Raw genomic sequence first — 25,573 nt, 5'->3', positions numbered from 1 at the left:
ACGAATTGAACCGGTCAACAGCATGGGCCCGTGTGGCACTGGTCCAGCCCCGGTTCACACCCTGCCCCAGTCGAAGTGATGCCGTCCCGGGCGCACCTCAGTGGCGCGTCCGTTCGACAGGGCGACCGTGGCGGCGATGCCCAGCGACATGCCCGCGGCGAGGTGAAACCGTCCGTCGTCGACACGCAAGTGGGAGGCGATGCACCCGTGGACGGAATCGAACTCGCCCTCGCCCCGGGCCGGTCGACTTCCCATCCCTTCCCGGACGGTGGCGGCGCCGCGGTCGATCACGGTCGGCCACGACGGGGGCGCACCCCGGAACAGCAACTCATGGATGACGTCCAGGTGTCCGGTGCCGGTCGGGTCGGGCGGCGGACAGAGGGTGGCGAGGAACCCGGCGGTCGGATGGGCGCCCGCCTGACGGATCGGGGCGACCGACCGCTCGGCGGCACGGGTCCGCAGTTCGCCGGCGACCGGGCCGGAGGCGAACACGCGTACGCGGTTGACCTGGGCGCCGAACGCGAGGGCACCGTCCACGCGGATGAACTCGGTGCGTCAGGAGGCCAGGACACGGTCGGCGCGGCAGCCCCACGGCAGCCGCGGCGCGATCACGTCGACACCGAGGGCCTTCGCCAGGCGCTCCGCGCACGGCCGAGCAGGTGCACGCATGACCGCCCCCTCCACGCGGGCCGGACAAAACGGCCCATGCCGAGATCCGGGAGCATCACCAGCCGGCCGCCTCCATGTTCAGGCGGAGGGTTCCGCCGAGGGCGAGGGGTCCGCGGCCGGCCGGCCGTCGGCCGGCAGCAGGATGAGGTCGAAGAGGCAGTTGAGCGGCGAGATGATGTCGAGATCCTGGTTGAGCAGCCACTGCATCTGCAGACCGTGGAGTACGGCCAGGAACAGAGCGGCCGCGCTGTCCGGATCCAGGCCTTCCGGCAGCCGCCCCTCCTCCGCACGCCCCCGCATGGCCTCGGCGGTGTAGGAGCGCACGCGTTCATTGCGGTCGACGAAGTACGCGTGGGCGGGATGGTCGGAGCGCGAGGCCGAAGCGGTGAGTTCCGCCCACAGCCGCATCAGCTCCGGCGTCCTCTGGTGCTGGAGCAGCGTCTCGGCGAGATACCGCCTGGGTGTGTCCTCACCGTCGACCTCGGCCAAGCTGCGCTCCCATTCCTCGTCGTCGCGGTGCGCGAGAACGGCGGTGAGCAGCTCGTCCTTGTTCTGGAAGTGGTGCAGCAGGCCGGCGTGGGTGATGCCGGCCCGTTTCGCGATGACGCGCAGCGAAGCCCCCGCGTACCCGTGTTCGGCGAAGCTGTCCCGCGCCGCACGGACGATGTCCGCCCGTCGGGCCGCCGTCTTCGCATACGGCCCGCGCTGTTTTGTCCGTTCCACGTCACGCCCCCTTGCTGTTGGCCGCACGCGCCGGTGGGCGGTCACGGTCGGGTCCTCGCTGGAGTTGCCCAGCACCCTAGCGCCAGAGCGCGAAAGCTTTCCAGCTGGTCAATATTCGAAAAATGGCCACCGATGGGCTGCCAGGGCTTCAAGCAGCCCTGCGACCTGGACCTTTACGGCACACGACACGCCACGGCGTGGCGAGAACCCTCGCCTCGAAAGATAACGCTCTGGTCAAGAACGTCGCATGCCCTCTTCCCTGCCCCTCCCACCGGCGCCTACGTTCCACAAACGAAATCCAACCACGTGGTAAGCGTTGCCGAGTTAACACGTTCGAGACGCGAAGCGTCGCTTCAGGTGATGATGTGCCGCACCTGGACGCGACGCCGAGGAACCGACCGCTAGGCGGTCGACAGGAGCCCTGGGGCGGTGCCGGCCGCATTCGACGCACCGGACCCCGGATCGCACGGGACAGAAAGAATCCACATGACGCGCATTCGATCCACCAACCCCCAACCGCGGTTCCGAGCACTGCCCGCGGCGATCACGGCGGCGGCACTGCTGACGTTGACAGCATGCGGCGGCGGGACGGAGTCGTCGTCCTCGCCCAGCGCCAAGTCGCTCTCCCTCGCCATCGGGTCCGCTCCGAACTCCTTCGACCCGCCCCAGCTCAACGACGGGCAGGCGTCCTATGTCTGGAGCAGCCTCTACGACACGCTGCTCTACACCGACAACAAGGGGCAGCTGAAGCCCAACGCGGCCGAGAGCTGGAAGTACTCCGCCGACGGGCTGACCCTCACCCTGAAGCTGCGCGCGGGGATGAAGTTCACCTCCGGCGCGGCGGTGGACGCGGCCGCGGTGAAGGCGACCCTGGAACGCACCATGACCACGCCCGGCTCGCAGCAGGGCCTGCTGGCCGCCGTCAAGTCGGTGGAGGCTCCCGACGCCACGACCGTCGCGGTCCACCTCAAGAAGCGGGACGGCTCGCTGCTGACCAGCCTCTCGATGGCGGCGGGAGTCATCGGCGATCCTGCGACGATGACCAAGAAGAGCACCGCGCTCGACCCGGTCGGTTCGGGTCCCTACGTCCTCGACAAGTCGTCCGTCACCGGCACGACGTATGTGCTCAAGCGGCGGAGCGACTACTGGAACGCGAAGGCCTATCCGTTCAAGACCGTGACGGTGAAGGTGATCCAGGATCCCACCGCGGCGGCCAACGCGCTGCAGGCCGGACAGATCAACGCCGGCCCGGCCTCCGCCGAGAACTCCGCCAAGCTCAAGGGAATGGGCTACAAGATCTCGCCCCTCAATCCCACCGCGGTGGCGAACCTGATTCTCGCCGACCGGGCGGGCAGCGTGCTCAAGCCGCTCGGGGACACCCGGGTGCGACAGGCCATCAACATGGCGTTCGACCGGGCGAAGATCTCCAAGCAGCTGCTCAAGGGTGCCGCGACGCCGACTTCCCAGGTCTTCAACCCCAAGGGCTCGGTCTACGACGCCGCACTGGAGAAGACCTACCCCTTCGACCCCAAGGCCGCGAAGAAGCTGCTGGCCGAGGCGGGCTATCCGAAGGGTTTCTCCGTCCCGATGCCGGGCTTCGTCTACACCAAGGCGTTCGAGCCGACCGTCACGCAGGCGCTCGAAGACATCGGGATCAAGGTGAAGTGGACGCCGGTGCCCGCGCAGAACAACTTCTCGGCGATCAGCTCGAAGAAGTACCCGTTGATCCTCTTCCTCGACGGACTGAGCACCTCCGCGCGTGAGGCGGGCAACAACTTCGCCCCGGACGGCTACCTCAACCCCTTCCGCTCCACGGACCCCAAGCTCACCAAGCTGCTGGACAAGGCGCGGGGCGAGCTCGACCCGGCGAAGGCAGTGGCCTCGTACCAGAAGGTCAACGAGTTCGCGGTCAAGGACGCGTGGAACTCGCCGATCGCCTTCCTCGGCAACAGCTGGGCGACCAAGGGTGTCACGTACCTCGGCGACGGTTCCAACACCTTCAGCACCATCCGGGCGTTCGGCGTCTCCGACTAGCCCGCGTGAGTTCCGGGCTCGCGGAGCCCCGCGAGCCCGGAACCCCCTTCAGTCGGTCCTGGTCCGAAGGAGCACCACCACCCATGATCTCCTACGTGTTGCGTCGGCTCGGCACGAGCCTGGTGCTCACCGTCCTCGTTTCATTGATCACGTTCCTCCTCCTGAGCACGTCCTTCGACGGCATCGTCAGAAGCATTCTCGGAATCGGTGCCACGGCCGCCACGGTCCAGGCGAAGAAGGCCGAGATGGGTATGGACCGTCCGGTGATCGTCCAGTACTTCGACTGGCTGCTGCACGCCCTGGAAGGCGACTTCGGCGTCTCGTACTTCACCAGCCAGCCTGTCGGAACCGCCGTCCTCGACCACTTCACCGTCACGCTGTCCGTCGTCGTCGTCGCCCTGTTGCTCACCGCCGTCATCAGTGTCGTCCTCGGTGTCCTGGCGGCCTCGCGCGGTGGCATGATCGACCGGCTCGCGCAGCTCACCTCGCTGTTCGGCTACATCGTGCCGAACCTGCTGCTCGCGATCGGCCTCGTCGTCATCTTCGCCGTCAAGCTGGACTGGCTCCCGGCCACCGGCTACACGCCCTTCGCCGAGAGTCCGGGCCGCTGGCTGGCCTCGATCACCATCCCGGTGATCGCCCTGATGATGGGTGGTATCGCCAACCTGTCCGCCCAGATCCGCGGCGCCATGATCGGCGAGCTGCGCAAGGACTACGTCCGCACCCTGCGCACCCGCGGCATCTCCCCCCGGTCGATCGTGCTGAAGCACGCCCTGCGCAACGCCGCCGGGCCGGCCTTCACCGTCCTGTCCCTGGAGTTCATCGCGATGCTCGGCGGCGCTCTCATCATCGAAAACGTGTTCGCGCTGCCGGGGATCGGCAGCTTCTCCTTCAACGCGGCCCTCCAGGGAGACGTCCCGATCATCATGGGCATGTCCCTCTTCGGGGTCCTGTTCGTCGTGGGAGTCAACCTGATCGTCGACATCATCAACGGCTGGCTCAACCCGAAGGCGAGGCAGCAGTGAGCGTCAACGACATCGCGACCGCGACAGGGCCGAGCGTCCCGCAGCGCAAGTCGCCCCTGCGCAAGCTGCTCAAGGACCCGCAGGCCGTCATCACGGGCGGCGTGCTGCTCGTCATCGTCGTGCTCGGAATACTCAGCCCCCTGCTCGCCTCGCACGGCCCGAACCAGGCCTCGCTGGACGCGATCAACGCCGACCCCGGCAGCTCGGGCTACCTGCTCGGGGGCGACCAGAGCGGCCGCGACATCTTCTCCCGGCTGCTCCACTCCATCAACACGAGCATGATCGCCGGTCTGATCGGCACGAGCGTCCCCCTCGTCATCGGTGTCACCGCGGGGCTCGTCGGCGGCTACTTCGGCAGCCGGGTGCGGACGACCACCGACTGGGTGTTCAACCTCATCATGACCTTCCCGGGTCTGCTCCTGCTGATCGTGCTGCTCCCCCTGACGGGCGGTGACTACCGGGCCACGATGCTGATCTTCGGTGTGCTGTCGTCGCCCGGCATCTTCCGCCTCGTACGGGGCCTCGTCGTCGGGGTCAAGAACGAGCTGTTCGTGGACGCCGCGCGCGTCTCGGGCCTGACGGACCTGCGCATTCTCGGCCGGCACGTGCTGTTCGTGATCCGCGGGCCGATCATCATCGCGACCGCGTTCCTGATGGGGTCGTCCATCAGCCTCCAGTCGGGCCTCGCGTTCCTCGGTATCGGGTCGAACACCGTCCCCAGCTTCGGCCTGATGATCGGCGAAGGCTTCGTCAACATCTATGAGAAGCCGATGCAGTTCATCTGGCCCAGCCTCACCCTCGGCATCATCAACGCGTCGTTCGTCCTGCTGGGCAACTCGCTGCGCGACGCACTGGACCGGAGCAGGCCGAAGCCTGCCAAGATCACCACACCCGCACGGCTCGTCAGGAGCGCCGACTCCGGCGCGGCCGGCGACTCCCCTGCCGCGCATCTGTTGACGGTGGAAGACCTCGCCATCGCCTACCCCACGCCCTCGGGTGAGCTGAAGGAGGTCGTCAGCGGTGTCTCGTTGACTCTGGACGCGGGGGAAACCCTGGGCCTCGTCGGCGAGTCGGGGTCGGGCAAGACGCAGACCGCGTTCGCGCTGCTCGGCGTACTGCCGGCGGAAGCCGTCGTCACCCGCGGTTCGATCAGGCTCGACGGCCGTGAACTCCTCGGCCTGAGCGAGGGCGAACTGCGTGGCCTGCGCGGCTCGTCGGTGGCGTACGTGCCGCAGGAACCCATGTCGAACCTCGACCCGTCGTTCACCGTGGGGTCGCAGCTCGTGGAGGGGCTGCGGGCCTCGCAGCACTTGTCCAGGAAGGCCGCGCGCGCCCATGTGCTCGCCCTGCTGGAGCGTGTGGGTATCCCCGACCCGAAGCGCACCTTCGACTCCTACCCGCACCAGATCTCCGGCGGCATGGCCCAGCGCGTACTCATCGCCGGCGCCGTCGCGAGCAGCCCGAAGCTGCTCATCGCCGACGAGCCGACCACCGCGCTCGACGTGACCGTCCAGGCGGAGATCCTGGACCTGCTGCGGGACCTGCAGAAGCAGCTGAACATGGCCGTGCTCCTGGTCACCCACAACTTCGGTGTGGTGGCGGACAGTTGTAGCCGTGTCGCGGTCATGCAGCGAGGTGAGGTCGTCGAGATCGGGGAGGCGCTGGACATCTTCCGGACGCCACAGCATTCGTACAGCCGGATGCTCCTGGGCTCCATCCTCGACGAGAGCAACCTGCGGACCGATCCCCCGGAGGCCGTGGCCGAGGCCCTGGCGAAGCGCGCCGCGGCCGGCGCGACCGAGGTCCTTGAGGAGAAGGCATCATGACAGCTCCCCTGCTCGACGTGAGCGACCTGCGCGTGGCCTATCCGGGGCGTGGTTTCCGGGCCCGCCCCGTGGAGATCCTGCACGGGGTGTCCCTGACGGCGCATTCGGGCGAGACCCTGGGGATCGTCGGCGAGTCCGGGTCCGGCAAGACGACCATCGGCCGTGCCGTGCTCGGCCTGGTGAAGCCGAGCGGCGGACGCGTCCTGTTCGCGGGCGAGGACATCACCCATGTCGCGGGCAAGGCACGGCGCGCTCTGGCACGCGACATCCAGGTCGTGTTCCAGGACCCCTACACCTCGCTCAACCCGACGCTGACCGTCGGTGACATCCTCAGCGAGCCGCTGGTGGTCCAGGGAGCGACGCCGCGTGACGCACGGGCGCGGGTGCGCCAGCTACTCGATCAGGTGGGACTGCCGGAGGACGCCTCGGAGCGGCTGCCCCGCGAGTTCAGCGGCGGACAGCGTCAGCGCGTCGCGATCGCCCGCGCACTCGCCCCCGAGCCGAAGCTGATCGTCTGTGACGAGCCCGTCTCCGCGCTCGACCTGTCGACCCAGGCACGCGTCCTCGACCTGTTCGTCGACATCCAGCGGCGCACCGGCGTCGCGTACCTCTTCGTCTCGCACGACCTCGCGGTCGTGCGGCACGTGAGCCACCGGGTGAGCGTGGTCTACCGGGGCGACATCGTCGAGACCGGTTCCGCCGACCTCGTCACCTCCGCACCCGAACACCCCTACACCCAGCGACTGCTGCTCGCCGCTCCGGTCGCGGATCCCGTCGAGCAGGCACGGCGGCGCACGGAACGCCGCCGGCTGGCCGAGGCGGAGGCCCTTACGGAGACCTTGACGGATGCCAAGCAGGACGCGCGGGCCGGTGCGGCCTGACCACGCACGGGCTCACGGTGTCCCGGGCCGCGATCGCACCGGCCGCCCCGCGGCGGCCGGTGCGATCGCGGCCGCTCTGCTAGGGGGCGATGGGGGTGCGCGGTCGCAGACCGCCGGCCCGGTACACGGCGTCGATGACCTTCATCGTCGCCGTCGCCTCCCGCGCGTCCGTCAGATTGGGTGCCCCCTTGGTCACGGCGTCGCGGAACGCCTCCAGTTGGAACGAGTACGTGGTGCGCGGGTCGCCCTGCTCCACGACGACGCCCGATTCCGTCGTGAGCGTCAACTCCCCGTACAGGTACGGGTGGTAGGGCATGCGCACGTACAGGGTGCCCGCCGAACCGGTGACGTGGAGCTCGGCGGCGTAACCGCCGTCGGTCTGCATGATCGCGACGACCTCGCCCGACACCCCTCCCGCGAAGGCGAGTTGGGCGGTCGTCGAGGCGTCGACACCGTCGATGTCATGGATCTGCGCCCCGGTCACCTCCGGCTCGCCGAACAGGTGGCGCAGCAGCCGTACCGGATAGACGCCGAGGTCCATCAGGGCGCCGCCGCCGAGGTCCGGCTGCCACCGGATGTCGTTGGTGGTGTCGGCGTGCGGGGTGCTGAACTCCGCCCGGGCGGTGCTGATCCGGCCGAGCACACCGGAGTCGATCAGCTCGGTCATCCGCGCCCACATCGGGTGGTAGCGCGAGTGGAGGGCCTCCATCACGACGAGCCCGCTCGACTCGGCGAGTTCGGCGATCGCCGCGGCCTCGTCGGCGTTGGCCGTGAACGGCTTCTCGCACAGCACGTGCTTGCCGGCCTCGATGGCGCGGCGCGTCCAGTGTCCGTGCAGGGCGGCGGGCGTGGGGACGTACACGGCGTCGACGGCGGGGTCGTCGACGATCGCGTCGTACGAGTCAAGCACCCGCGGGATGCCGTGTTCGGCCGCGAACGCGGCGGCCCGTTCCGGGTCGCGGGCGGCGATGGCGGTGACCTCGACGCCGTCGAGTTCCGCGGCGGGCTCCAGGAGCGCGGACTTCACGATGCGGGCGGCGCCGAGTACGCCGATCGAGAGGCTCATCGGGCCACCAGCCCCGGGACGACGGACACCAGGAAGGCGCGGATGGCGGACTCCATCGTCACCGAGTCCCGGTCGAAGAGCCACTGGGCCTGCAGGCCGTTGATGAGGGCGAGCGTCATCGCGGCGAGGGTGGCCGGGTCCACCTCCGAGCGCAGCTCGCCGCGTTCGGCGAGCGCCGTGTACGCCTCGGTGTAGAAGCGGCGGACGCTGCGATAGCGGTTCGCGAAGTACGTGTGCGCGGGGTGGCCGGGAGAGGTCGCCTCGCCGGAGAGGACGCAATGCAACTCCATGATTCCCGGCTGCAGTTCGCTGTCCACGATCACGGCCAGCATTCCCCTGAGGGCCTCGACGGGGTGGGCCGCCGGGTCGATGGCGTCGGCCGACTTGAGGAACTGGGCGCCGCGTTCGTCGCGCAGTTCCAGTACGGCGATGAGCAGGTCCTCCTTGCGCGCGAAGTGGTGCAGCAGCCCGGTGTGGCTGATCTCGGCGCGCTTGGCGATGTCCTTCATGGTGGCGCCGTAGAAGCCGGTCTCGCCGAAGGCGTCCACACAGGCTTCCAGGATCCGCCGGCGCACCTCCGCCGACTTCGCGTACGGCCCGCGGCCGCTGCTTGCGTTCATGTGCTCTCTCCCGCTGCTGGATGCCGAACCGGTCCGGCGGCCTCATTGTCGGCCACCGCGAAAAGGGCGGCCGCGAAAATAGTATCGCGATTCGAATTTCATGCTAGCGTAGAACCATCGCCGCCGGTCTCCATCGACCGAGCCGCGTCCCCTTCTCCGGTCTCCAGCAAGGATCTCGACGGTGACTGAACTGATTCCCGGCTTTCTCTGGGGGGCGTCGACCGCCCCGCACCAGATCGAAGGCAACAACGTCAACAGCGACTGGTGGGCCTTCGAGCCGCACATGCCCGGCATGGCGCGCAGCGGCGACGCGATCGACAGCTACCACCGCTACGCCGAGGACATGCGCCTGCTGGCCGACGCCGGCCTGAACGCCTACCGCTTCGGGATCGAGTGGGCCCGTATCGAGCCCCACGAGGGACACATCTCCCTGGCCGAGCTGGCCCACTACCGGCGGATGATCGACACCGCCGTGGACCTCGGCCTCACCCCGGTCGTCACCCTCCACCACTTCACCAACCCCCGCTGGTTCACCGAGGACGGCGGCTGGCTGGAGGACCGGGCGATCGACCGCTTCCGGTCCTACGTCGAGACCGCCACCCGCATCCTCGACGGCGTCGAGTGGGTCTGCACGATCAACGAGCCGAACATCCTCGCCCTGATGGCGCTGATGGGCCAGTCCCAGCAGCAGGCACCGGCCGAGGGCGACGACGCGGAGAAGTGGCTGAGCCCCACCGTCGAGGGGGACGCCCGCCCGGTGCTGCCCTCCCCCGACCCGACGATCGGGCGCCGGCTGGCCCAGGCCCACCAGGCCGCCCGCGAGGTTCTCAAGGAGCGCACCGGCGCCAAGTCCGGCTGGACCGTGGCCTGTCAGTCGCTCACCGCGACCCCGGGCAACGAGGAGAAGCTGCGCGAGGTGCGGTACGTCCGCGAGGACCTCTACCTCGAAGCCGCCCGCGGCGACGACTTCATCGGCGTCCAGTCATACTCCAGCCAGACCGTCGACGCCAACGGCATCGTCCCTCACCCCGAGCACCCCGACAACACGCTGACGGGCAACGCGTACCGGCCCGACGCCCTCGGCATCGCCGTCCGGCACGCCTGGGAGACCACCGGCCACACCCCGGTCCTCATCACAGAGAACGGCATCGCCACCGACGACGACACCCGCCGCATCGCGTACACCTCGGAGGCTCTGCGCCACCTGTTCGCGACGGTCGACGACGGCATCGACGTACGTGGCTACCTCCACTGGACCGCGCTGGACAACTACGAGTGGGGCCACTGGGAGCCCACGTTCGGACTCATCGCGGTCGACCGCGAGACGTTCGAGAGGCACCCGAAGCCGAGTCTCGGCTGGCTTGGAGAGGTCGCCCGCAGCGGCGGCAAGGCACTGGAGGAGCAGGCATGACGACGACGGAGAACACGACGGGCCCCTGGGACGCCTCCGGACTGCACGCCGTGGGCCGGCTGCCGATGCGCGCCCTGCGCCGGACTCCCGATGTGGAGCTCGACGGCACCTGGGACTTCCAGCTGCTTCCGTCGCCGACCGCGCCGCTCGACCTGAACTGGAAGAAGGTCCAGGTCCCGAGCCTGTGGACGATGCAGGAGGACCTCGCGGACGGGGACGTGCCGCACTACACGAACGTGCCGATGCCGTTCGACGAGGTGCCCCCGCAGGTCCCCGCGCACAATCCGACGGGTGTCTACCGCCGGGTGATCCAGCTGTCGCCCGTCGCCGGGCGCCGGACGATCCTGCATGTCGGGGCCGCCTCGGGTCTGCTGCGCGTGGTCGTCAACGACCGCCCGGTGGGCAGCAGTTCGGACTCGCACCTGGCGGCCGAGTTCGACATCACCGACGCCGTCGTGCCCGGCACGAACCGGATCGACCTGCGGGTCGCCAAGTGGTCGGCCGGCAGCTATCTGGAGGACCAGGACCACTGGTGGCAGTCGGGACTGACCCGCCCGGTCTACCTCTACACCGTGCCGGACATCGCCCTGGCCGACGTGTCCGCAGTCGCCGACTACGACCCGGAGACCGGGCGCGGCGACCTTCGGGTGGAGGTGTCCACGTCGGGTCTGGACCACCTCTACGACACCGGTGGCTGGTCGGTGCGGATCGACGTGCTCGACCGGTCGATCAGGCTGCCCGTCTCCGCCCGCCTCGGCACCCGCACCCTTCCGCTGCCGTCGCTGGACCGGTCGGTGCGCCCCGAGTCGCTGCTACCCGAAGACTTCATGGACATGATCAGCATCACGGCGGCGGGCGCGCCCGTCCCGCCGGAGTTCCGTGCGATCCCGGCGACCATGACCAAGCTCCCGGACCCGGCGGCGCCCGCCGGCCGCGCGGCCTTCTCCCTCTCCGACCTCGACGTCACGCCCTGGTCGGCGGAGGTGCCCCACCTGGAAGACCTCGTCGTCCAGCTCGTGTCGCCGGACGGGAAGGTCGCCGACGAGGCCCGGATTCGTGTCGGCTTCCGCCGGGTGCGCGTCGAGGGCGCCGACCTGCTCGTCAACGGCAAGCGGATCCTGATCCAGGGCATGGCGCGGCACGACGTCGACCCGAAGACCGGGCGCGTCATGTCCCGGGAGCGGCACCTGGCGGAGCTGTCCCTGCTCAAGCGGTTCAACGTGAACGCGATCCGCACCTCGCACTACCCCAACGACCCGCAGGTCCTCGACCTGTGCGACGAGATCGGGTTCTACGTCATCGACGAGGCGGACGTCGAGGGCCACGCCTTCGCCTCCACGATCGCCGACGACCCCACCTACCTGACCCCGATCATCGAGCGCATCTCCCGGATGGTGCTGCGCGACCGCAACCACCCGTCGGTGATCTCCTGGTCGCTGGGCAACGAGACCGGCGACGGCTCGGCGCACGACGCGGCCACCGCCTGGCTCCGGCGCTTCGACCCGACCCGGCCCGTGCACTACGAGGGCTCGATCTCCACCGACTGGCACGCCGGGCACGCCGTGACCGACATCCTCTGCCCGATGTACCCGGCCCTGGCCAGCCTCACCGGCTACTCCGCCGACCCGCGCGCCGACCGCCCGCTGATCACCTGCGAGTACGCGTTCTCCATGGGCAACGGCACCGGCGGGCTCTCCGACTACTGGGAGCTCTTCGAGTCGCTGCCCGGACTCCAGGGCGGCTTCATCTGGCAGTTCACGGACCACTCCCTGGACCGGGACGGCGACGGGAAGCTGCGCTACGGCGGCGACTTCGGCGACGAGACCCACAACGGGCCGATGCTCGTCAACGGCGTGGTGTTCTCCGACCTCACCCCGAAGCCCGCGCTGTTCGAGGCGCGCGGCCTGTTCAGCCCGGTCCGTACCGTCTCGGACGCCGAGGAGGCCCGGGCCGGAACGCTCCGGATCCGCAACCGCCAGTCGTTCGCGGACCTCGGCGCGTACAAGCTGGAACTGCGCGTCGAGACCCCGGCCGGTCCTGGCAAGGCCGTGGCCGTCCCGACCCCGGAGGTGTCCGCGGGCGCCGAGGCCACGATCGAGATCCCCGCCGCACTGCGGAAGTCGCTCGCCGCCGAACCGGGGGCGCTGGCCCTGACGCTGACCGTGCGGACCCGCCAGGACGCCCTGTGGGCACCGGCGGGCACCGAGGTCGCGGCCGAGCAGGTCACCTTCCCTCGGACACCCGTACAGCTTCCGGCCGCCCCGGCGAAGCGGGCCGCGCTGCCCCTCGACGCCGAGGGCAACCTGAGTCACCCGCTGCTGCGCCGCTCCCCGCAGCTCGGCCTGTGGCGGGCGATGACCTGCCACGACAAGTCGTTCTCCCTGGACAACCGGTTCGTCCGCTCCGGCTTCTTCAAGCTCACGCCGGCCGACGTCGAGGTCAAGGAGACCGGCGACGGTGCCGTGGTCACCACCCGCTACGAGGCCGCCTTCGGCGACGAGGTCGTGCACCGGCGGACGATCACCGCGCTCGCCGACGGCGACTGGGTCCTCGCCGAGCAGGTCACGCTGCCGGAGGGCACGCGTGACGGGCTGCGTGTCGGCATGGAGTTCGAACTCGTCGACGGGTTCCAGGACGCGGGCTGGGTCGGTCTCGGCCCGTGGGAGAACTACCCCGACCGGCGGGCCTCGGCCCTGCTCGGCTCCTGGGAGAGCCCCATCGACGACCTGGCCGTGCCCTACCTCCTCCCGCAGGAGAACGGCACCCGCGGCGAGGTCACCGCACTGACCCTGACCGGCCCCGCCGGCACGGTCCGCACCGCCCACCCGACCGCGCTCCACATGAACGTGGGCCGCTACGAGGTGAGCGAGATCGAGGCGGCCGACCACTGGTGGGAGCTCCAGCCGAGCGAGAAGACCGTGGTGCACCTCGACATCGCGCACCGCGGCCTCGGCACCGCGGTCCTCGGCCCCGACACCCACCCGCGCCACCGGCTCGTGGGCAGCGAGTACGCGTGGGAGTGGCGCCTGACGCTCGAGAACGCCGAGGACTGACGGCGCCGGCCCCGCCCGTCCGATGCCGGGCGGGGCCGCCCGGCCGTGCGCCGGACCCCCACGACCCCACCGCACAGGAGAACCTTCGATGCTCAAGCCCCGCTCCACCGCCACCCGCGAGCTGGTGAACCTCGACGGGATCTGGCGGTTCGCCGTCGCCCCCGCTGTCGGCCCCGAGCCGTGGACCGGCCCGCTCGACACGCGGCTGGAGGCTCCCGTACCGGCCAGCTACAACGACCTGTTCACCGACAGCGCGATCCGCGACCACGTCGGCTGGGTCTGGTACCAGCGTCCGGTGCGGGTGCCGCGCGGCTGGGCGGGCGAGCGGGTCGTGCTGCGGGTCGACGCCGCCACGCACGAGGGGAAGGTGTACGTCGACGACGTGCTGGTCGCCCAGCACGTGGGCGGCTACACGCCGTTCGAGGCCGACATCACCGAACACGTCCGCCCCGGCGGGGAGTTCCGGCTCACCATCGGCGTCAACAACGAGCTGACCAGCGTCACGATTCCGCCCGGCTCGATCACCGTCGCCCACGACGGCCGGCGGAAGCAGACGTACCTGCACGACTTCTACAACTACGCGGGGCTCGCCCGCTCGGTGTGGCTGTACAGCAAGCCCGCGGTCCACATCGACGACATCACCGTCGTGACCGGCCTCGACGGCACGAGCGGGACGGTCGACTACTCGGTCGAGACGAACGCGCCGGCCGCGGTCCGGGTGCGCGCGCTCGACGCCGACGGCATCGAGGTCGCCGCCGGGGAGGGGGCGAACGGCACCCTGCGGATCGACGACGTGACGCTGTGGCGGCCGGGTGCGGCGTACCTCTACGACCTCGTCGTAGAGGTACTGGACGGAGACGGGACCGGTGGCGGCGAGGTCGTGGACACCTTCACCGAGCCGTTCGGGGTGCGCACGGTCGAGGTGCGCGGGACCCAGTTCCTCATCAACGGCGAGCCGTTCTACTTCACCGGCTTCGGCAAGCACGAGGACACCCCGGTGCGCGGCAAGGGCCACGACGACGCCTACCTCGTCCACGACTTCCAGCTGATGGAGTGGATAGGCGCCAACTCGTTCCGTACGTCGCACTATCCGTACGCCGAGGAGGTCATGGAGTTCGCCGACCGGCACGGCATCGTCGTCATCGACGAGACCGCGGCCGTCGGTCTCAACCTGGCCGTGGAGGCCGGACTGATGGGCACCCCGCCGCGGGCCACGTTCTCCGAGGAGACGTTCAACGACGACACCCGGGCCGCGCACGCCCAGGCGATCCGGGAGCTCATCGCCCGCGACAAGAACCATCCCAGCGTCGTGATGTGGTGCATCGCCAACGAGCCGTCCTCCAACGAGCAGGGCGCGCGGGAGTACTTCGAGCCGCTCGTCGAGCTGACCCACAAGCTCGACCCGACGCGTCCGGTGAGCTATGCGGCGGTGATGTTCGCGACGCACGAGAACGACCTCATCGCCGACCTCTTCGACGTGCTGTGCATCAACCGCTACTACGGCTGGTACATCGCCACCGGCGACCTGGCCACGGCGGAGGTGTACCTGGAGGGCGATCTGCGCGGCTGGGCCGAGAAGTTCGGCAAGCCGATCATGATGAGCGAGTACGGGGCGGACACCCTGCCGGGGCTGCACTCCGTGTGGGACACGCCCTGGACGGAGGAGTACCAGCTCGCCTACCTGGAGGCGAACCACCGCGTCTTCGACCGTATCGACGCCTTCATCGGCGAACACGTGTGGAACTTCGCCGACTTCCAGACGTCGAACGGGATCCACCGGGTCGGCGGCAACAAGAAGGGCGTCTTCACCCGCGAACGGCACCCCAAGGCCGCCGCCCACTCGCTGCGACAGCGGTGGCTGCCGCTCGGCGGGCGCAAGCCTTCGAGCACCGGCGAGTAGCCCCGCCCCGACGCCTGCCGAGGAGACATGGACATGATCCGCAACCGTTTCCGCGGGGGTTCCACCGCACCGTACGAGGACTCGTCCCGCCCCGTCGAGGAGCGGGTCGAGGATCTCCTCGGCCGGATGACCCTGGCGGAGAAGGCCGGGCTGATGTTCCACGACCGGGCCGTCATGGGGCCCGGCGGTGAGTTCGTCGAGGACCCCGAGCGGATGCTGTGGGGCCGCCCGGTGCGCGAGATGGTGGAGGTCCGGCACCTGAACCACTTCAACCTGGTCGGCGGCGCCGAGCCCGAGGAGATCGCGGCCTGGCACAACCGCCTCCAGGAGGTGGCGCTGTCCACCCGCCTCGGCATCCCCGTGACGCTGTCCAGCGACCCGCGCCACCACTTCACCGAGAACTGGGGCACGTCGGCGCTCGCGCGCGGTTTCGCCCAGTTCCCGGAGACCACGGGTCTCGCCGCGATCGGCGACGAGGAGACCGTGCGGGCCTTCGGCGACCTGGTGCGGCGGGAGTACTTCGCGGTCGGCATCCGGGTGGCCCTGCATCCGCAGATCGACCTGGCGACCGAGCCGCGCTGGTCCCGGATCAGCGGCACCTTCGGCGAGAACGCGGACCTCACCGGCCGCCTGGTCGCCGCGTACATCAAGGGCCTGCAGGGCGAGGACCTCGGCTCGCACTCGGTCTCGGCGATGACCAAGCACTTCCCCGGCGGCGGACCGCAGAAGGACGGCGAGGACCCGCACTTCCCGCACGGTCGCGAACAGGTCTACCCGGGCGGCATGTTCGACCACCACCTCGCGCCCTTCCTCAAGGCCCTGGAGGCCGGCACCTCGCAGCTGATGCCGTACTACGGCATGCCGGTGGACACCGGCATGGAGGCCGTCGGCTTCGGCTTCAACAAGGGCGTGATCACCGGGCTGCTGCGCGAGAAACTCGGCTTCGACGGCATCGTGTGCACCGACTGGAGCCTGGTCAACGACACCGTGCTCGGCCCGGCGCGGGCCTGGGGCGTGGAGGGACTCGAACCGTCCGAGCGGGCGTTGAAGGTCATCGAGGCCGGCTGCGACCAGTTCGGCGGCGAGTCCTGCCCCGACCTGATCGTCGAGCTGGTGCGCACGGGCAGGGTGTCCGAGGAGCGTCTCGACGTGTCCGTACGGCGGCTGCTGCGCGAGAAGTTCGTCCTCGGCCTGTTCGAGAACCCGTTCGTGGACGTCGACGCCGCCGCGTCCGTGGTGGGCACCGCGGAAGCGGTCCAGGCTGGACGGACGGCACAGAGCCGGTCCATCACCCTGCTGAAGAACACCCCGCTGAAGAACACCGGCGCCCTGCTCCCGCTCACCGAGGGCACCCGTGTCCACGTCGAGGGTGTCGACGCCGAGACCGCCGCCGGGTACGGCACCGTCGTGGCCACCCCCGAGGAGGCGGACGTGGCGATCCTGCGGCTGAGCACCCCCTACGACCGGCGTGCCGGCCCTCTGGAGTCCCATTTCCACTCCGGCGGGCTCGCCTTCGGCGCGGAGGAACTCGCCGCCGTCCTCGGCATGTGCGCCAGGGTGCCCACCGTCGTCGACATCTACCTGGAACGCCCCGCCGTGATCCCGGAGATCGCCGACGCCTCGGCCGCCCTGGTCGGGAACTACGGCACGGGTGACGAGCCGCTGCTCGACGTGCTCTTCGGACGACGGGCCCCCGAGGGCAGACTGCCCTTCCAGCTGCCCCGATCGATGGCCGACGTCGAACGACAGCGCTCCGACGTCCCGAGCGACGGCAGGGACCCGGTGTTCGTGTTCGGCCACGGGCTCACCTACCGACCTCGCGAGGGGGTGCCACGTCCTCGTGAACCGTGATTTCGGAGGCTCGCGGTACGATGAGGCATGATTCCGTACTCGAACAGTCCGGCCCCGGTGGGGAGTGACGCAGCCGTGCAGCCCGGCTCACGGACCGGTCGGCGCGCGAACGGTACCGGCCGTAAGCGACTCGACGACGACCGGCGGGACGAGTTGCTCGGGAAACTCCAGGTGATCGTCCTGGCGGAAGGCTTCGCCGGGCTGACCGTCGACACGCTCGCCACCCGTCTGCAGTGCTCGAAGTCCACGCTGTACGCGCTCTCCTCCAACCGCCACCATCTCGTGGCGACCGCTCTCAAGCGTTTCTTCCACGACGCGACGGAACGGGTGGAGGAGGAGGTCGCCGAGGTCGCGGACCCGGCCCAGCAGATCGCCACGTATCTGGCGGCGGTGGGCAAGCAGATGCGTCGTATGTCGGCCGCCTGCTACGAGGACATGCTCGACAACGACACGACGAGGGAGGTCTACACCGTCAACTCTCTCGCCGCGACGAGCAGGGTCCGCGGGATGATCCACGCGGGCGTGGAGTCGGGCGACTTCCGGGCGGTGCACGCCGAGTTCGTCAGTCAGGCCGTGGGGCTGCTGATCGACGGCATCCACAGCCGTGAGCTGCTCGCCTCGACGGGGCTGTCCTCCGGGGACGCGTTCATCGAGCTGAGCGACCTCGTCCTCGGGGCGGTCTCCAAGACGCCTCGCTGACCTGGCGGGGACCCACCGACCACACTTCGACCACGCCGTGCACGCATTCGACACGGTGTCTACTGTTCACACCCTTGATGAATACTTCATCGAGTACTAACGTACGCGAAATCGTACCCGCACATCGAAGGTCGCCTTCGTCGTTCCGTTATGAGGCAAACGATGGCCCTCACCGATTCCAGCTCTGCCACCGACCCGCTCGACCGGGTCCACGAGCTGGTCACCCTCTACAGCGACCCGCACGCCGGCGTCGCCCACCTCCTCTGCGACGGACACCCGTCCGACGCCGTGGCCTACACCGTCATCGAGCCGGACCTGTCGGCCACCGTGCTGACCTACGGCCGGCTGAAGACGGAGTCCGAGCGGTTCGCAGCCGCCCTGGCCGACCTCGGCGTGGGGCCCGGCGACCGCGTGGCGACGCTGATGGGCAAGAGCGTCGACTACCTCGTCGCCCTGCTCGCCACCTGGCGGCTCGGCGCGGTGACGGTGCCGCTGTTCACCGCCTTCGCGCCCCCGGCGATCGCCCTGCGCCTGCTGGCCAGTGAGGCCAAGGTCGTCGTCTGCGACGAGTCGCAGCGGGCGAAGCTGGAGCCGGGCGAGGACATCCCGGCCGACGCGAAGTGGCGGACCGTCGTCAGCGGCGGCCCCGGCAAGCCCGGTGATCTCCGCTTCACCGAGCTGCTCGACGCGCATGGGCCCGGCTACCCTGCCGCCGTCCTGGGCGGGGACGCGCCGCTGGTGCACATCTTCACGTCCGGCACGACGGGCCGCCCCAAGGGCGTCGTCGTACCCACCGCGGCGATCTCCGGCTTCCGTCTCTACGCCGAGTACGGCTGCGGCGTGACGAAGGACGACGTCTTCTGGAACGCCGCCGACCCCGGCTGGGCCTACGGGCTCTACTTCGGCGTGATCGCCTCGCTGAGCCTGGGCGTGCCCAGCGTGCTGCTGCACTCCGGGTTCTCCGCCGAGCTCACCTGGCAGGTGATGAACGACTTCAAGGTCACCAACTTCACCGCCGCCCCCACCGTCTACCGGTCACTGCGCGCCTCCGGCGTCCCGGTGCCGGACGGTCTCGCGCTGCGCTGCGCGTCCAGTGCGGGCGAGCCGCTGACCCCCGAGGTCAACGCCTGGGCCGAGGAGGCGTTCGGCATCCAGGTGCACGACCACTACGGGCAGACCGAGGCAGGCATGCTGGTCAACAACCACCAGTTCCCGGCGCTGCGCCGGCCGGTGCTGCCCGGGTCCATGGGGCATCCGATGCCCGGGTGGAGCCTGCGCGTCCTGCACGAGGACCGTGACGAGATCGCCCCCGCGGGCGAGGTCGGCCGCATCGCCGCCGACCTCGCCGCGAGCCCGCTCGCCTGGTTCCACGGGTACGAGGGCGACCCGGTGAAGAGCGCGGAGAAGTTCAGCCCCGACGGCCGCTGGTACTACACCGGTGACGTCGGCCGGGTGGACGAGGAGGGCTACTTCCACTTCTCGTCCCGGGACGACGACGTGATCATCATGGCCGGCTACCGCATCGGCCCGTTCGACGTCGAGTCCGTCCTGGTCACCCACCCCGCGGTGGTCGAGTGCGCGGTCATCGCCGCGCCCGACGAGGTCCGCGGCGAGGTCCTGGAGGCCTTTGTCGTCCTCCAGGACGGAGTCGAGGCCTCCGACCAACTGGCCGTCGAACTCCAGCAGTTGGTGAAGAAGCGCTTCGCCGCCCATGCCTACCCCCGCACGGTGCACTTCGCCGACAAGCTGCCGAAGACGCCCAGCGGAAAGATCCAGCGATACGTCCTGCGCCAGCAGCGCCAGAGCGACCCAGGGGCCCACGCGTGACCACCGCAGTACTCACCGAGCAGTCCGGCGCCGTGCGCCGGCTCCGGCTCAACCGGCCCGACAGCCGGAACTCGATCAACCCGGAGCTGATCCAGGCCCTGGACGACGCCGTCGCCGCCGCGATGGCCGACCCGGACACCGAGGCCGTGGTGATCTCCGGGAACGGGCCGAGCTTCTGCGCCGGCGCCGATCTGCGCCACCTGCTGGAGCTGGCCGGCACCGGCGGCGACCCGCTGGCGTTCCTCGGCACGGTCTCCGAATGCTTCACCCGGCTGGAGACGGCACCGAAGCCGGTCATCGCGGCCGTGCACGGCCATGTGGTCGCCGGCGGGCTGGAGTTGGCGCTCGCCTGCGACGCGGTCGTGGCCCGGGCGGGCACGGTCATCGGCGACGGGCACATCCGCAACGGGCTGCTGCCCGGCGCCGGTTCGAGCGTGCGGCTGCCCCGCAAGGTGGGCGATCCGCTGGCCCGGCGCCTGATGCTCACCGGTGAGCTGCTGCCGGCCGAACAGTTCGTGCCCAGCGGCTTCGTCCAGGCCGTCGTCGAGGCCGAGGAGTTCGAGGCGACCGTCTCGGCCGTGGCGCGCTCCTTCACGGGGCTGCCGCCCGGCCATGCGCGGCTGAAGCAGCTGCTCGCCGATCCGACCGTGGCGGAGGCCCTGCTGCAGGAGCTCGACGTGTTCGCCGAGCACTGGCGCGAGCAGGACATCGCCGCCAAGCTCACCCGTTTCTTCGACCAGCGAGCCGTGAGGTAGCACCGTGCGACGTTATGAAGACCGAGTGGTTCTGATCACCGGGGCCGGACAGGGACTGGGCCGCGCCATGGCCCAGCGGTTCGCCGCGGAGGGCGCGCGCCTGGCGTTGTGCGACGTCAACGACGCCTCGCTGAAGGAGACCGCCGAGCAGTGCGGCGGTGACGTACGCACGTCGGTCGTGAACGTGGCCGACCGCGAGCAGGTCGACGAGTGGGTGGCCGGCACGGTGGACGCCCTCGGCCGGGTGGACGTCCTGGTGAACAACGCCGGGGTGATCCGCGACAACCGGCTGGAGCGGATGACCGACGACGAGTGGGACGCCGTCGTCGACGTCAGCCTGCGCGGCATGTTCAACTGCTGCCGGGCGGTGTTCCCGCACATGAAGCGGCAGGACTACGGCCGCATCCTGTCCTTCTCCTCCATGTCCTGGCGGGGCAACTTCGGGCAGGTCAACTACGCGGCCGCGAAGGCCGGCGTGGTGGGCATGGCCCGCACGATCGCCCTCGAGGGCGCCAAGCACGGCATCACGTCGAACGCGATCGCGCCCGGCCTCATCAGCACGCCGATGCTGGCCTCGATGAACGACGCCGCCCGCGCGAAGCTCGCCGCCCGGGTGCCCATGGGACACATCGGAGACCCCACGGACATCGCCGAGGCCGCCGCGTACCTGTGCTCGGAGGCAGCCCGCTACGTGACGGGCGTGATCCTCGACGTGGACGGCGGAATCAGTACCGGCACCGCTCTGCGCTGACCGACCACGAGTCAAACCGAAGGGGACACAACCACATGGCTGACGCCGCTGAACTCGTCGTCGAGAACGACGTGATGGTGCCGATGCGCGACGGCATCCGTCTGCGTACCGACATCTTCCGACCGGCCGGGCCGGGGCCCTACCCGGTGCTGCTCCAGCGCTACCCGTACACCCCGCGCGACGGGATCTCGGCGATGTTCGCGCAGGGCATCGCCCATCAGGGCTACGCCGTCATCGTGCAGAGCTGTCGCGGCCGGTTCGGATCCGAAGGCGACTTCTACCCGTTCTCGCCGGATGTGGAGGACGGGTACGACGCCGTCGAGTGGGCGGCGGCCCAGCCCTGGTCGAACGGCAAGGTGGGCATGTGGGGCATGTCCTACAGCGGCTTCTCCCAGTGGACCGCCGCCATCGCCCGGCCGCCGCACCTGGTCGCGCTCGCCCCCTTCACCTGCAGCTGGGACTGGGGCGACAGCGCCTGGTACTACGCGCCCGGCGTGCTCCACCTCGGCCTCGCGCTGAGCTGGAGCGGCATGATGACCACGGAGGAGGCCGCCCGCCGGGACGTACCGTCGCCGCTGCCCGGCTTCGCCGCCGCCGGCGCGATCATGGACGCCGGGGGGCTCGGTGACCCGGTGAAAATGGCCGAGTTGACCCGGCTGGAGGTGGAGACCACCCGCAGCATGCTGGAGCGCCGCCCGCTGCGGGACGTCGAGGAACTGCGGGAGCTGGCACCCTGGTTCCGCGACCACTGCGACCACGTCGACGGGGACGACCCGTACTGGCGGCAGATGAGCGCCGCCGCCCACGCCGACGACATCGACCTGCCGGTCTTCCACCTGGGCGGTTGGTACGACTTCTTCCTCAAGGGCAACCTGGACGCGTACACCGCCATGACGCGGGCCCGCGAAGGGCAGCGCCTGCTCATCGGGCCGTGGAACCACAACTGCGTCCAGCAACGGCCCGACGCCGACGACAACGCCGGGTACTTCGTCGACTTCAGCCCGGAAGCACCGGTCATGCGGTTCTTCGCCCACCACCTCAAGGGCGAACTGCCGGACTACGAGACGCAGGAACCGCCGGTCCGGCTGTACGTGATGGGCGACAACGTCTGGCGCGAGGAGCAGGAATGGCCCCTCGCCAGGACCGAGTGGACCCCGTACCACCTGCACGGCACGGACGGTGACCGCAGCCTGTCGACACAGGCACCGGCCGACGAGCAGCCGGACGTGTACGTGTACGACCCGAGCGACCCCGTGCCCGGCTCACTCAGGACAGGCGCGGCGTACGGCGACCCGGTGGACCTCGACGCCACGGCCCTGCGCTCCGACGTGCTCGTCTACGCCACCCCGGCGCTGGCGGACGAGGTGGAGGTCACCGGTCCGGTGACGCTGGAGCTGTGGGCGTCGTCGTCCGTGGAGAACACCGACTTCACCGCGAAGCTGATCGACGTCTTCCCCGACGGCACCGCCGTCACCGTCTGCCAGGGCATCGTCCGCACCGGACACGGGGTGGCCGAGCCCCGGACGCCGGGAACGCCGTACCGCTACGAGATCAGCCTGTGGGCGACGAGCACCGTCTTCAAGGCCGGGCACCGCATCCGGCTCGACGTCTCCTCCAGCGAGTTCCCCACCTTCGACCTCAACCCGAACACGGGCGAGCGCATCACCCACGCCACCTCGGACAAGACGGTGCCGGCCACCCAGCACGTCTTCCACGACGAGCTGCGCGCCTCCCGTCTCATCCTCCCGATCATTCCCCGCTGACGGCCGCACGCCCACCTAGGAGCACCATGGACACCGTGACCCCGGCAGTACTGCGCCAGTCACCGGACGACGGCTCAGCGGCCTTCGCCCCCTACGGCACCCACGTGCCGTCCCTCGACACGTACGACTACGTCGAGGAGGAGTGGATCGCCACCGGTGAGGAGGACGGCCACTCCTACGCGACGACCGTGCTCGTACGACGCCCCAGGGACTGGGCGCGCTTCAGCGGCACCGTGATCGCCGAGCCGCTGCACGTCCACGGGATCGCGCCGATCTGGATCTACACCGGCCCCTACATCCTGCGGTCGGGCCACGCGTGGGTGGAGATCACCGCGCAGAAGACCACGCTGGACCTGCATGTGAAGGCGTCCAACGCACAGCGCTACGAGTCCCTGCACATCGAGGGTCCCGACAGCGCGGACTTCGACATGAACGCCAACCTCGGAAACCGCGAGGCGTCGAAGTTCTTCTTCAGCGAGCTGCGCCGCCGGAACCGGGCGGCGAGCACGATCCTCGCCCAGGTCGGCGCCGCTCTCCGCTCGCCCGAGGGACCGTTCGCGGACACGGAGGTGGGGCAGGTCGTCCTCGCCGGCCACTCGCAGACCGGCTGGGTCACCACCACCTACGTCGACTCCGCCCACGACGTACAGCGCCTGGCCGGCGGGGCGCCCGTCTACGACGGTTTCTTCCCGTCGGGCTTCCCCCTCGCCCCCTTCCACGACGTGGACGTGCCGGTCGTACAGGTCATGAGCGACGGAGACGTCTCCGTCCCCACCTACTCGTTCGTCCCCGGCCACGAGGGCCGCCAGTACCGGCGCGACGACAGCGACAAGCCCGGCGACCGGTTCCGCCTCTACGAGCTCGCCGGCATCCCCCACATGGGCACCCGCCAAGCGCCGTACAACGACGTGTCGTTGTGGAAGGCGACGTTCCCGGACGACGACGTCACCTTCGGCCCGAAGATGAACAGCCTGCCGCACTTCGAGCTGTTCAACATGGGCCTGCACCACCTGGTCGAGTGGGTGGCGAACGGCACGGTGCCGCCTCGCGCCGACCGCCTGGAGGTGGGCGAGGACGGCTACTTCGCCCTCGACGAGCACGGCAACACCAAGGGCGGGGTGCGCAGCGTCCAGTTGGACGTGCCGCACTCCGCGTACCGGGCCAACCCGACCAACCCGGACGGTACTCCGAGCTACCTGACGATCGGCAGCGAGAAGCCGTTCGACCCGCCGAAACTGCGGGAGCTGTACGGGAGTTCGTCCACGTACGTCGAGCGCTTCGACAGCCGGCTGGACGAACTCGTCGCCGGGGGCTGGCTCCTGGCGGAGGACGCCGACGACATGCGGAGCGAGGCACGGCAGATCGAGATCCCGTAGTCCGCCTGCTCACCGGCCGCGGCGTCACCTCGTATCCGCGGTGAGGAGGCCTCCGCGCGGGCGGACGCCTCCTCACCGCTGCGGGCGCCTGAACAACCGGGCGGACCCTTGTGGTCGGAACGTTCAGTTCCCGGCGAACTTGTCGATCAGGTTGTCGGGTGTGCCGTCGCCGAGGAGCTCGTGGAGATCGAGTTGCTCGGCGGCGGACGCGGCGCTTCGGGAGAACATGGCCTGCTCGTATGCGGTGAGCGCGGTCTCGATGTCGTCGGGGTGTGCGGCGACGGCCTCGCCGAGTTCGGCGCCGTCGTACATGGCCAGGTTGGCGCCCTCACCGTTCGGGCCCGTGAGGTGGGCGGCGTCGCCGAGCAGGGTCACCCCCGGCACCCGGTCCCACCGGTGCTCGATGGGCAGGGTGTGGAGGGTGCGCAGGACAGGTGCGGTCTCACCGTCGCTGATCAGCGCGGTGAGCTCCGGTGCCCAGCCGTCGAACTCGTTCACTGTCCGGGCGGTGGCCGCGGCGGGATCGGTGAAGTCGATGCCGGCGAACCAGTCCCGCGGCCTGGAAAGCATCACCCAGGAGTGGAACTTCCCGTCGCGCTCCCGGTGAGCCATGATTCCCTTTCCCGGCTCGAGCGCCATCGTCGCTCCGGCACCGAGGATCTTCGCGCTGGTCGGGTGCCGGGTGTCACCGTCGAACAGGTAGGTCTCGACGAACGAGATGCCTATGTACTCGGGGGCCGCGTCGGAAAGCAGTGGCCGGACTCGGGACCACGCTCCGTCGGCGCCGACCAGCAGGCCCGTGACGACGGTGGTGCCGTCGGCGAAGACCACCTCATGGCGGCCGTCGCCGAGGGCACGGACACCGCTGACCTTGTGCCCCCACCGGACGGTGCCGGCCGGAAGCGAGTCGAGCAGCAGCTGCCGCAGCTCGCCGCGCAGCACCTCGGGACTGCCACCCGTACCGTCGTCCGGCAGATCGAAAAGGATCTTCCCGTCCCGGTCCAGGATCCGCATCGCCTGACGTCCCTCCAGGACGATGCCGCGGAACTCGTCCATCAAGCCGGCCGCCCGCAGAGCCGGTTGGCCGTTGTAGTCGCGGATGTCGAGCAGCCCGCCCTGCGTGCGCGCCGTCGCGGAGGACTCCGCCTCGTAGACCGTGGACGGGATTCCGTGGACGTGGAGGACGCGGGCGAGCGTGAGACCGCCGAGTCCTGCGCCGATGATCGTGACGTGAGTGCTCATAGTGGTTCCTCGCGTGTTCACGCCTGCCGGATGACGCCCGGCAGGATCTCCGTGAAACGTTCCAGACCTCGCCGACAGAGCACGGACACCTCAGCGACACC

Annotated in this window: 19 protein-coding genes; 14 read left to right on the top strand and 5 right to left on the bottom strand. The window is 69.8% G+C overall.

Annotated features, from left to right (window positions below; translation table 11 throughout):
* Positions 1–54: 54 nt before the first annotated feature.
* Together ACH4YP_RS22990 and ACH4YP_RS22985 are read right to left on the bottom strand one after the other, a co-directional pair.
* The gene (locus ACH4YP_RS22990; protein WP_398492224.1) at positions 55–543 is read right to left on the bottom strand and encodes a hypothetical protein; all 489 of its coding nucleotides are present in this window, start codon (positions 541–543) and stop codon (positions 55–57) included.
* Positions 544–747: 204 nt separating this feature from the next.
* Positions 748–1,392: a TetR/AcrR family transcriptional regulator gene (locus ACH4YP_RS22985; RefSeq protein WP_361054352.1), complete on the bottom strand. Its 645-nt coding sequence runs from the start codon at positions 1,390–1,392 to the stop codon at positions 748–750.
* A 486-nt stretch (positions 1,393–1,878) separates the two neighbouring features.
* Between ACH4YP_RS22985 and ACH4YP_RS22980 the strand changes: the two genes are divergently transcribed.
* The 4 genes from ACH4YP_RS22980 to ACH4YP_RS22965 all read left to right on the top strand — a co-directional run bounded on the left by ACH4YP_RS22980 (position 1,879) and on the right by ACH4YP_RS22965 (position 7,158).
* Complete coding sequence (locus tag ACH4YP_RS22980) at positions 1,879–3,426, top strand: ABC transporter substrate-binding protein (RefSeq protein ID WP_398492141.1); 1,548 nt, start codon at positions 1,879–1,881, stop codon at positions 3,424–3,426.
* Positions 3,427–3,509: 83 nt separating this feature from the next.
* Positions 3,510–4,451 (top strand): ABC transporter permease, encoded by a 942-nt coding sequence (locus ACH4YP_RS22975; RefSeq protein WP_361054346.1) that lies wholly within the window; start codon positions 3,510–3,512, stop codon positions 4,449–4,451.
* Positions 4,448–6,277, top strand: a complete 1,830-nt coding sequence (locus tag ACH4YP_RS22970; RefSeq protein WP_398492139.1) for a dipeptide/oligopeptide/nickel ABC transporter permease/ATP-binding protein — start codon at positions 4,448–4,450, stop codon at positions 6,275–6,277. Before ACH4YP_RS22975 ends, ACH4YP_RS22970 begins: the two co-directional genes overlap by 4 nt.
* A complete protein-coding gene (locus ACH4YP_RS22965; protein WP_361054340.1) occupies positions 6,274–7,158 on the top strand; it encodes an ATP-binding cassette domain-containing protein in 885 nt (294 codons plus the stop codon). The genes ACH4YP_RS22970 and ACH4YP_RS22965 overlap by 4 nt, the downstream gene beginning before the upstream one ends.
* Positions 7,159–7,237: 79 nt before the next feature.
* Here ACH4YP_RS22965 and ACH4YP_RS22960 read toward each other — a convergent pair whose 3' ends face one another.
* Together ACH4YP_RS22960 and ACH4YP_RS22955 are read right to left on the bottom strand one after the other, a co-directional pair.
* The gene (locus ACH4YP_RS22960; protein ID WP_398492137.1) at positions 7,238–8,224 is read right to left on the bottom strand and encodes a Gfo/Idh/MocA family protein; all 987 of its coding nucleotides are present in this window, start codon (positions 8,222–8,224) and stop codon (positions 7,238–7,240) included.
* The gene (locus tag ACH4YP_RS22955) at positions 8,221–8,844 is read right to left on the bottom strand and encodes a TetR/AcrR family transcriptional regulator (RefSeq protein WP_398492135.1); all 624 of its coding nucleotides are present in this window, start codon (positions 8,842–8,844) and stop codon (positions 8,221–8,223) included. Before ACH4YP_RS22955 ends, ACH4YP_RS22960 begins: the two co-directional genes overlap by 4 nt.
* A 181-nt stretch (positions 8,845–9,025) precedes the next feature.
* Between ACH4YP_RS22955 and ACH4YP_RS22950 the strand changes: the two genes are divergently transcribed.
* The 10 genes from ACH4YP_RS22950 to ACH4YP_RS22905 all read left to right on the top strand — a co-directional run bounded on the left by ACH4YP_RS22950 (position 9,026) and on the right by ACH4YP_RS22905 (position 24,230).
* A complete protein-coding gene (locus ACH4YP_RS22950) occupies positions 9,026–10,255 on the top strand; it encodes a glycoside hydrolase family 1 protein (RefSeq protein WP_398492133.1) in 1,230 nt (409 codons plus the stop codon).
* Positions 10,252–13,308: a glycoside hydrolase family 2 TIM barrel-domain containing protein gene (locus ACH4YP_RS22945; RefSeq protein ID WP_398492131.1), complete on the top strand. Its 3,057-nt coding sequence runs from the start codon at positions 10,252–10,254 to the stop codon at positions 13,306–13,308. The genes ACH4YP_RS22950 and ACH4YP_RS22945 overlap by 4 nt, the downstream gene beginning before the upstream one ends.
* Before the next feature lie 88 nt (positions 13,309–13,396).
* Positions 13,397–15,208: a beta-glucuronidase gene (gene uidA, locus ACH4YP_RS22940; protein WP_398492129.1), complete on the top strand. Its 1,812-nt coding sequence runs from the start codon at positions 13,397–13,399 to the stop codon at positions 15,206–15,208.
* 33 nt (positions 15,209–15,241) lie between these two features.
* Entirely contained in the window at positions 15,242–17,059 is a 1,818-nt protein-coding gene (locus tag ACH4YP_RS22935; RefSeq protein ID WP_398492127.1) for a glycoside hydrolase family 3 protein, read from the top strand.
* 57 nt (positions 17,060–17,116) lie between these two features.
* Entirely contained in the window at positions 17,117–17,758 is a 642-nt protein-coding gene (locus ACH4YP_RS22930; protein ID WP_398492125.1) for a TetR/AcrR family transcriptional regulator, read from the top strand.
* Positions 17,759–17,920: 162 nt separating this feature from the next.
* Positions 17,921–19,585, top strand: a complete 1,665-nt coding sequence (locus tag ACH4YP_RS22925) for an AMP-binding protein (RefSeq protein WP_398492123.1) — start codon at positions 17,921–17,923, stop codon at positions 19,583–19,585.
* Positions 19,582–20,340 (top strand): enoyl-CoA hydratase/isomerase family protein, encoded by a 759-nt coding sequence (locus ACH4YP_RS22920; protein WP_361054313.1) that lies wholly within the window; start codon positions 19,582–19,584, stop codon positions 20,338–20,340. Before ACH4YP_RS22925 ends, ACH4YP_RS22920 begins: the two co-directional genes overlap by 4 nt.
* A gap of 4 nt (positions 20,341–20,344) precedes the next feature.
* Positions 20,345–21,091 (top strand): SDR family NAD(P)-dependent oxidoreductase, encoded by a 747-nt coding sequence (locus ACH4YP_RS22915; RefSeq protein WP_361054310.1) that lies wholly within the window; start codon positions 20,345–20,347, stop codon positions 21,089–21,091.
* Positions 21,092–21,126: 35 nt separating this feature from the next.
* Positions 21,127–22,854, top strand: a complete 1,728-nt coding sequence (locus ACH4YP_RS22910) for a CocE/NonD family hydrolase (protein ID WP_398492121.1) — start codon at positions 21,127–21,129, stop codon at positions 22,852–22,854.
* A 26-nt stretch (positions 22,855–22,880) separates the two neighbouring features.
* A complete protein-coding gene (locus ACH4YP_RS22905) occupies positions 22,881–24,230 on the top strand; it encodes an alpha/beta hydrolase domain-containing protein (RefSeq protein ID WP_398492119.1) in 1,350 nt (449 codons plus the stop codon).
* A gap of 123 nt (positions 24,231–24,353) precedes the next feature.
* Here the strand turns inward: ACH4YP_RS22905 and ACH4YP_RS22900 are convergent, their stop codons facing one another.
* Positions 24,354–25,472 carry an FAD-dependent oxidoreductase gene (locus ACH4YP_RS22900; protein ID WP_398492118.1) on the bottom strand — a complete coding sequence of 373 codons (1,119 nt, stop codon included), beginning with the start codon at positions 25,470–25,472 and terminating at the stop codon, positions 24,354–24,356.
* Positions 25,473–25,573 lie beyond the last annotated feature (101 nt).

The organism is Streptomyces sp. NPDC020747, from assembly GCF_044334695.1.
In the GTDB taxonomy this organism is placed as follows: Bacteria; Actinomycetota; Actinomycetes; order Streptomycetales; family Streptomycetaceae; genus Streptomyces.
This window is presented reverse-complemented; position numbering and strand designations above follow the sequence as displayed.

Coding starts and splice junctions, on each gene's coding strand:
- ACH4YP_RS22980 (WP_398492141.1), top strand. CDS start 1,879: ATGACGCGCATTCGATCCACCAACCCCCAACCGCGGTTCCGAGCACTG.
- ACH4YP_RS22975 (WP_361054346.1), top strand. CDS start 3,510: ATGATCTCCTACGTGTTGCGTCGGCTCGGCACGAGCCTGGTGCTCACC.
- ACH4YP_RS22965 (WP_361054340.1), top strand. CDS start 6,274: ATGACAGCTCCCCTGCTCGACGTGAGCGACCTGCGCGTGGCCTATCCG.
- ACH4YP_RS22960 (WP_398492137.1), bottom strand. CDS start 8,224: ATGAGCCTCTCGATCGGCGTACTCGGCGCCGCCCGCATCGTGAAGTCC.
- ACH4YP_RS22955 (WP_398492135.1), bottom strand. CDS start 8,844: ATGAACGCAAGCAGCGGCCGCGGGCCGTACGCGAAGTCGGCGGAGGTG.
- ACH4YP_RS22945 (WP_398492131.1), top strand. CDS start 10,252: ATGACGACGACGGAGAACACGACGGGCCCCTGGGACGCCTCCGGACTG.
- uidA (WP_398492129.1), top strand. CDS start 13,397: ATGCTCAAGCCCCGCTCCACCGCCACCCGCGAGCTGGTGAACCTCGAC.
- ACH4YP_RS22935 (WP_398492127.1), top strand. CDS start 15,242: ATGATCCGCAACCGTTTCCGCGGGGGTTCCACCGCACCGTACGAGGAC.
- ACH4YP_RS22925 (WP_398492123.1), top strand. CDS start 17,921: ATGGCCCTCACCGATTCCAGCTCTGCCACCGACCCGCTCGACCGGGTC.
- ACH4YP_RS22910 (WP_398492121.1), top strand. CDS start 21,127: ATGGCTGACGCCGCTGAACTCGTCGTCGAGAACGACGTGATGGTGCCG.
- ACH4YP_RS22905 (WP_398492119.1), top strand. CDS start 22,881: ATGGACACCGTGACCCCGGCAGTACTGCGCCAGTCACCGGACGACGGC.
- ACH4YP_RS22900 (WP_398492118.1), bottom strand. CDS start 25,472: ATGAGCACTCACGTCACGATCATCGGCGCAGGACTCGGCGGTCTCACG.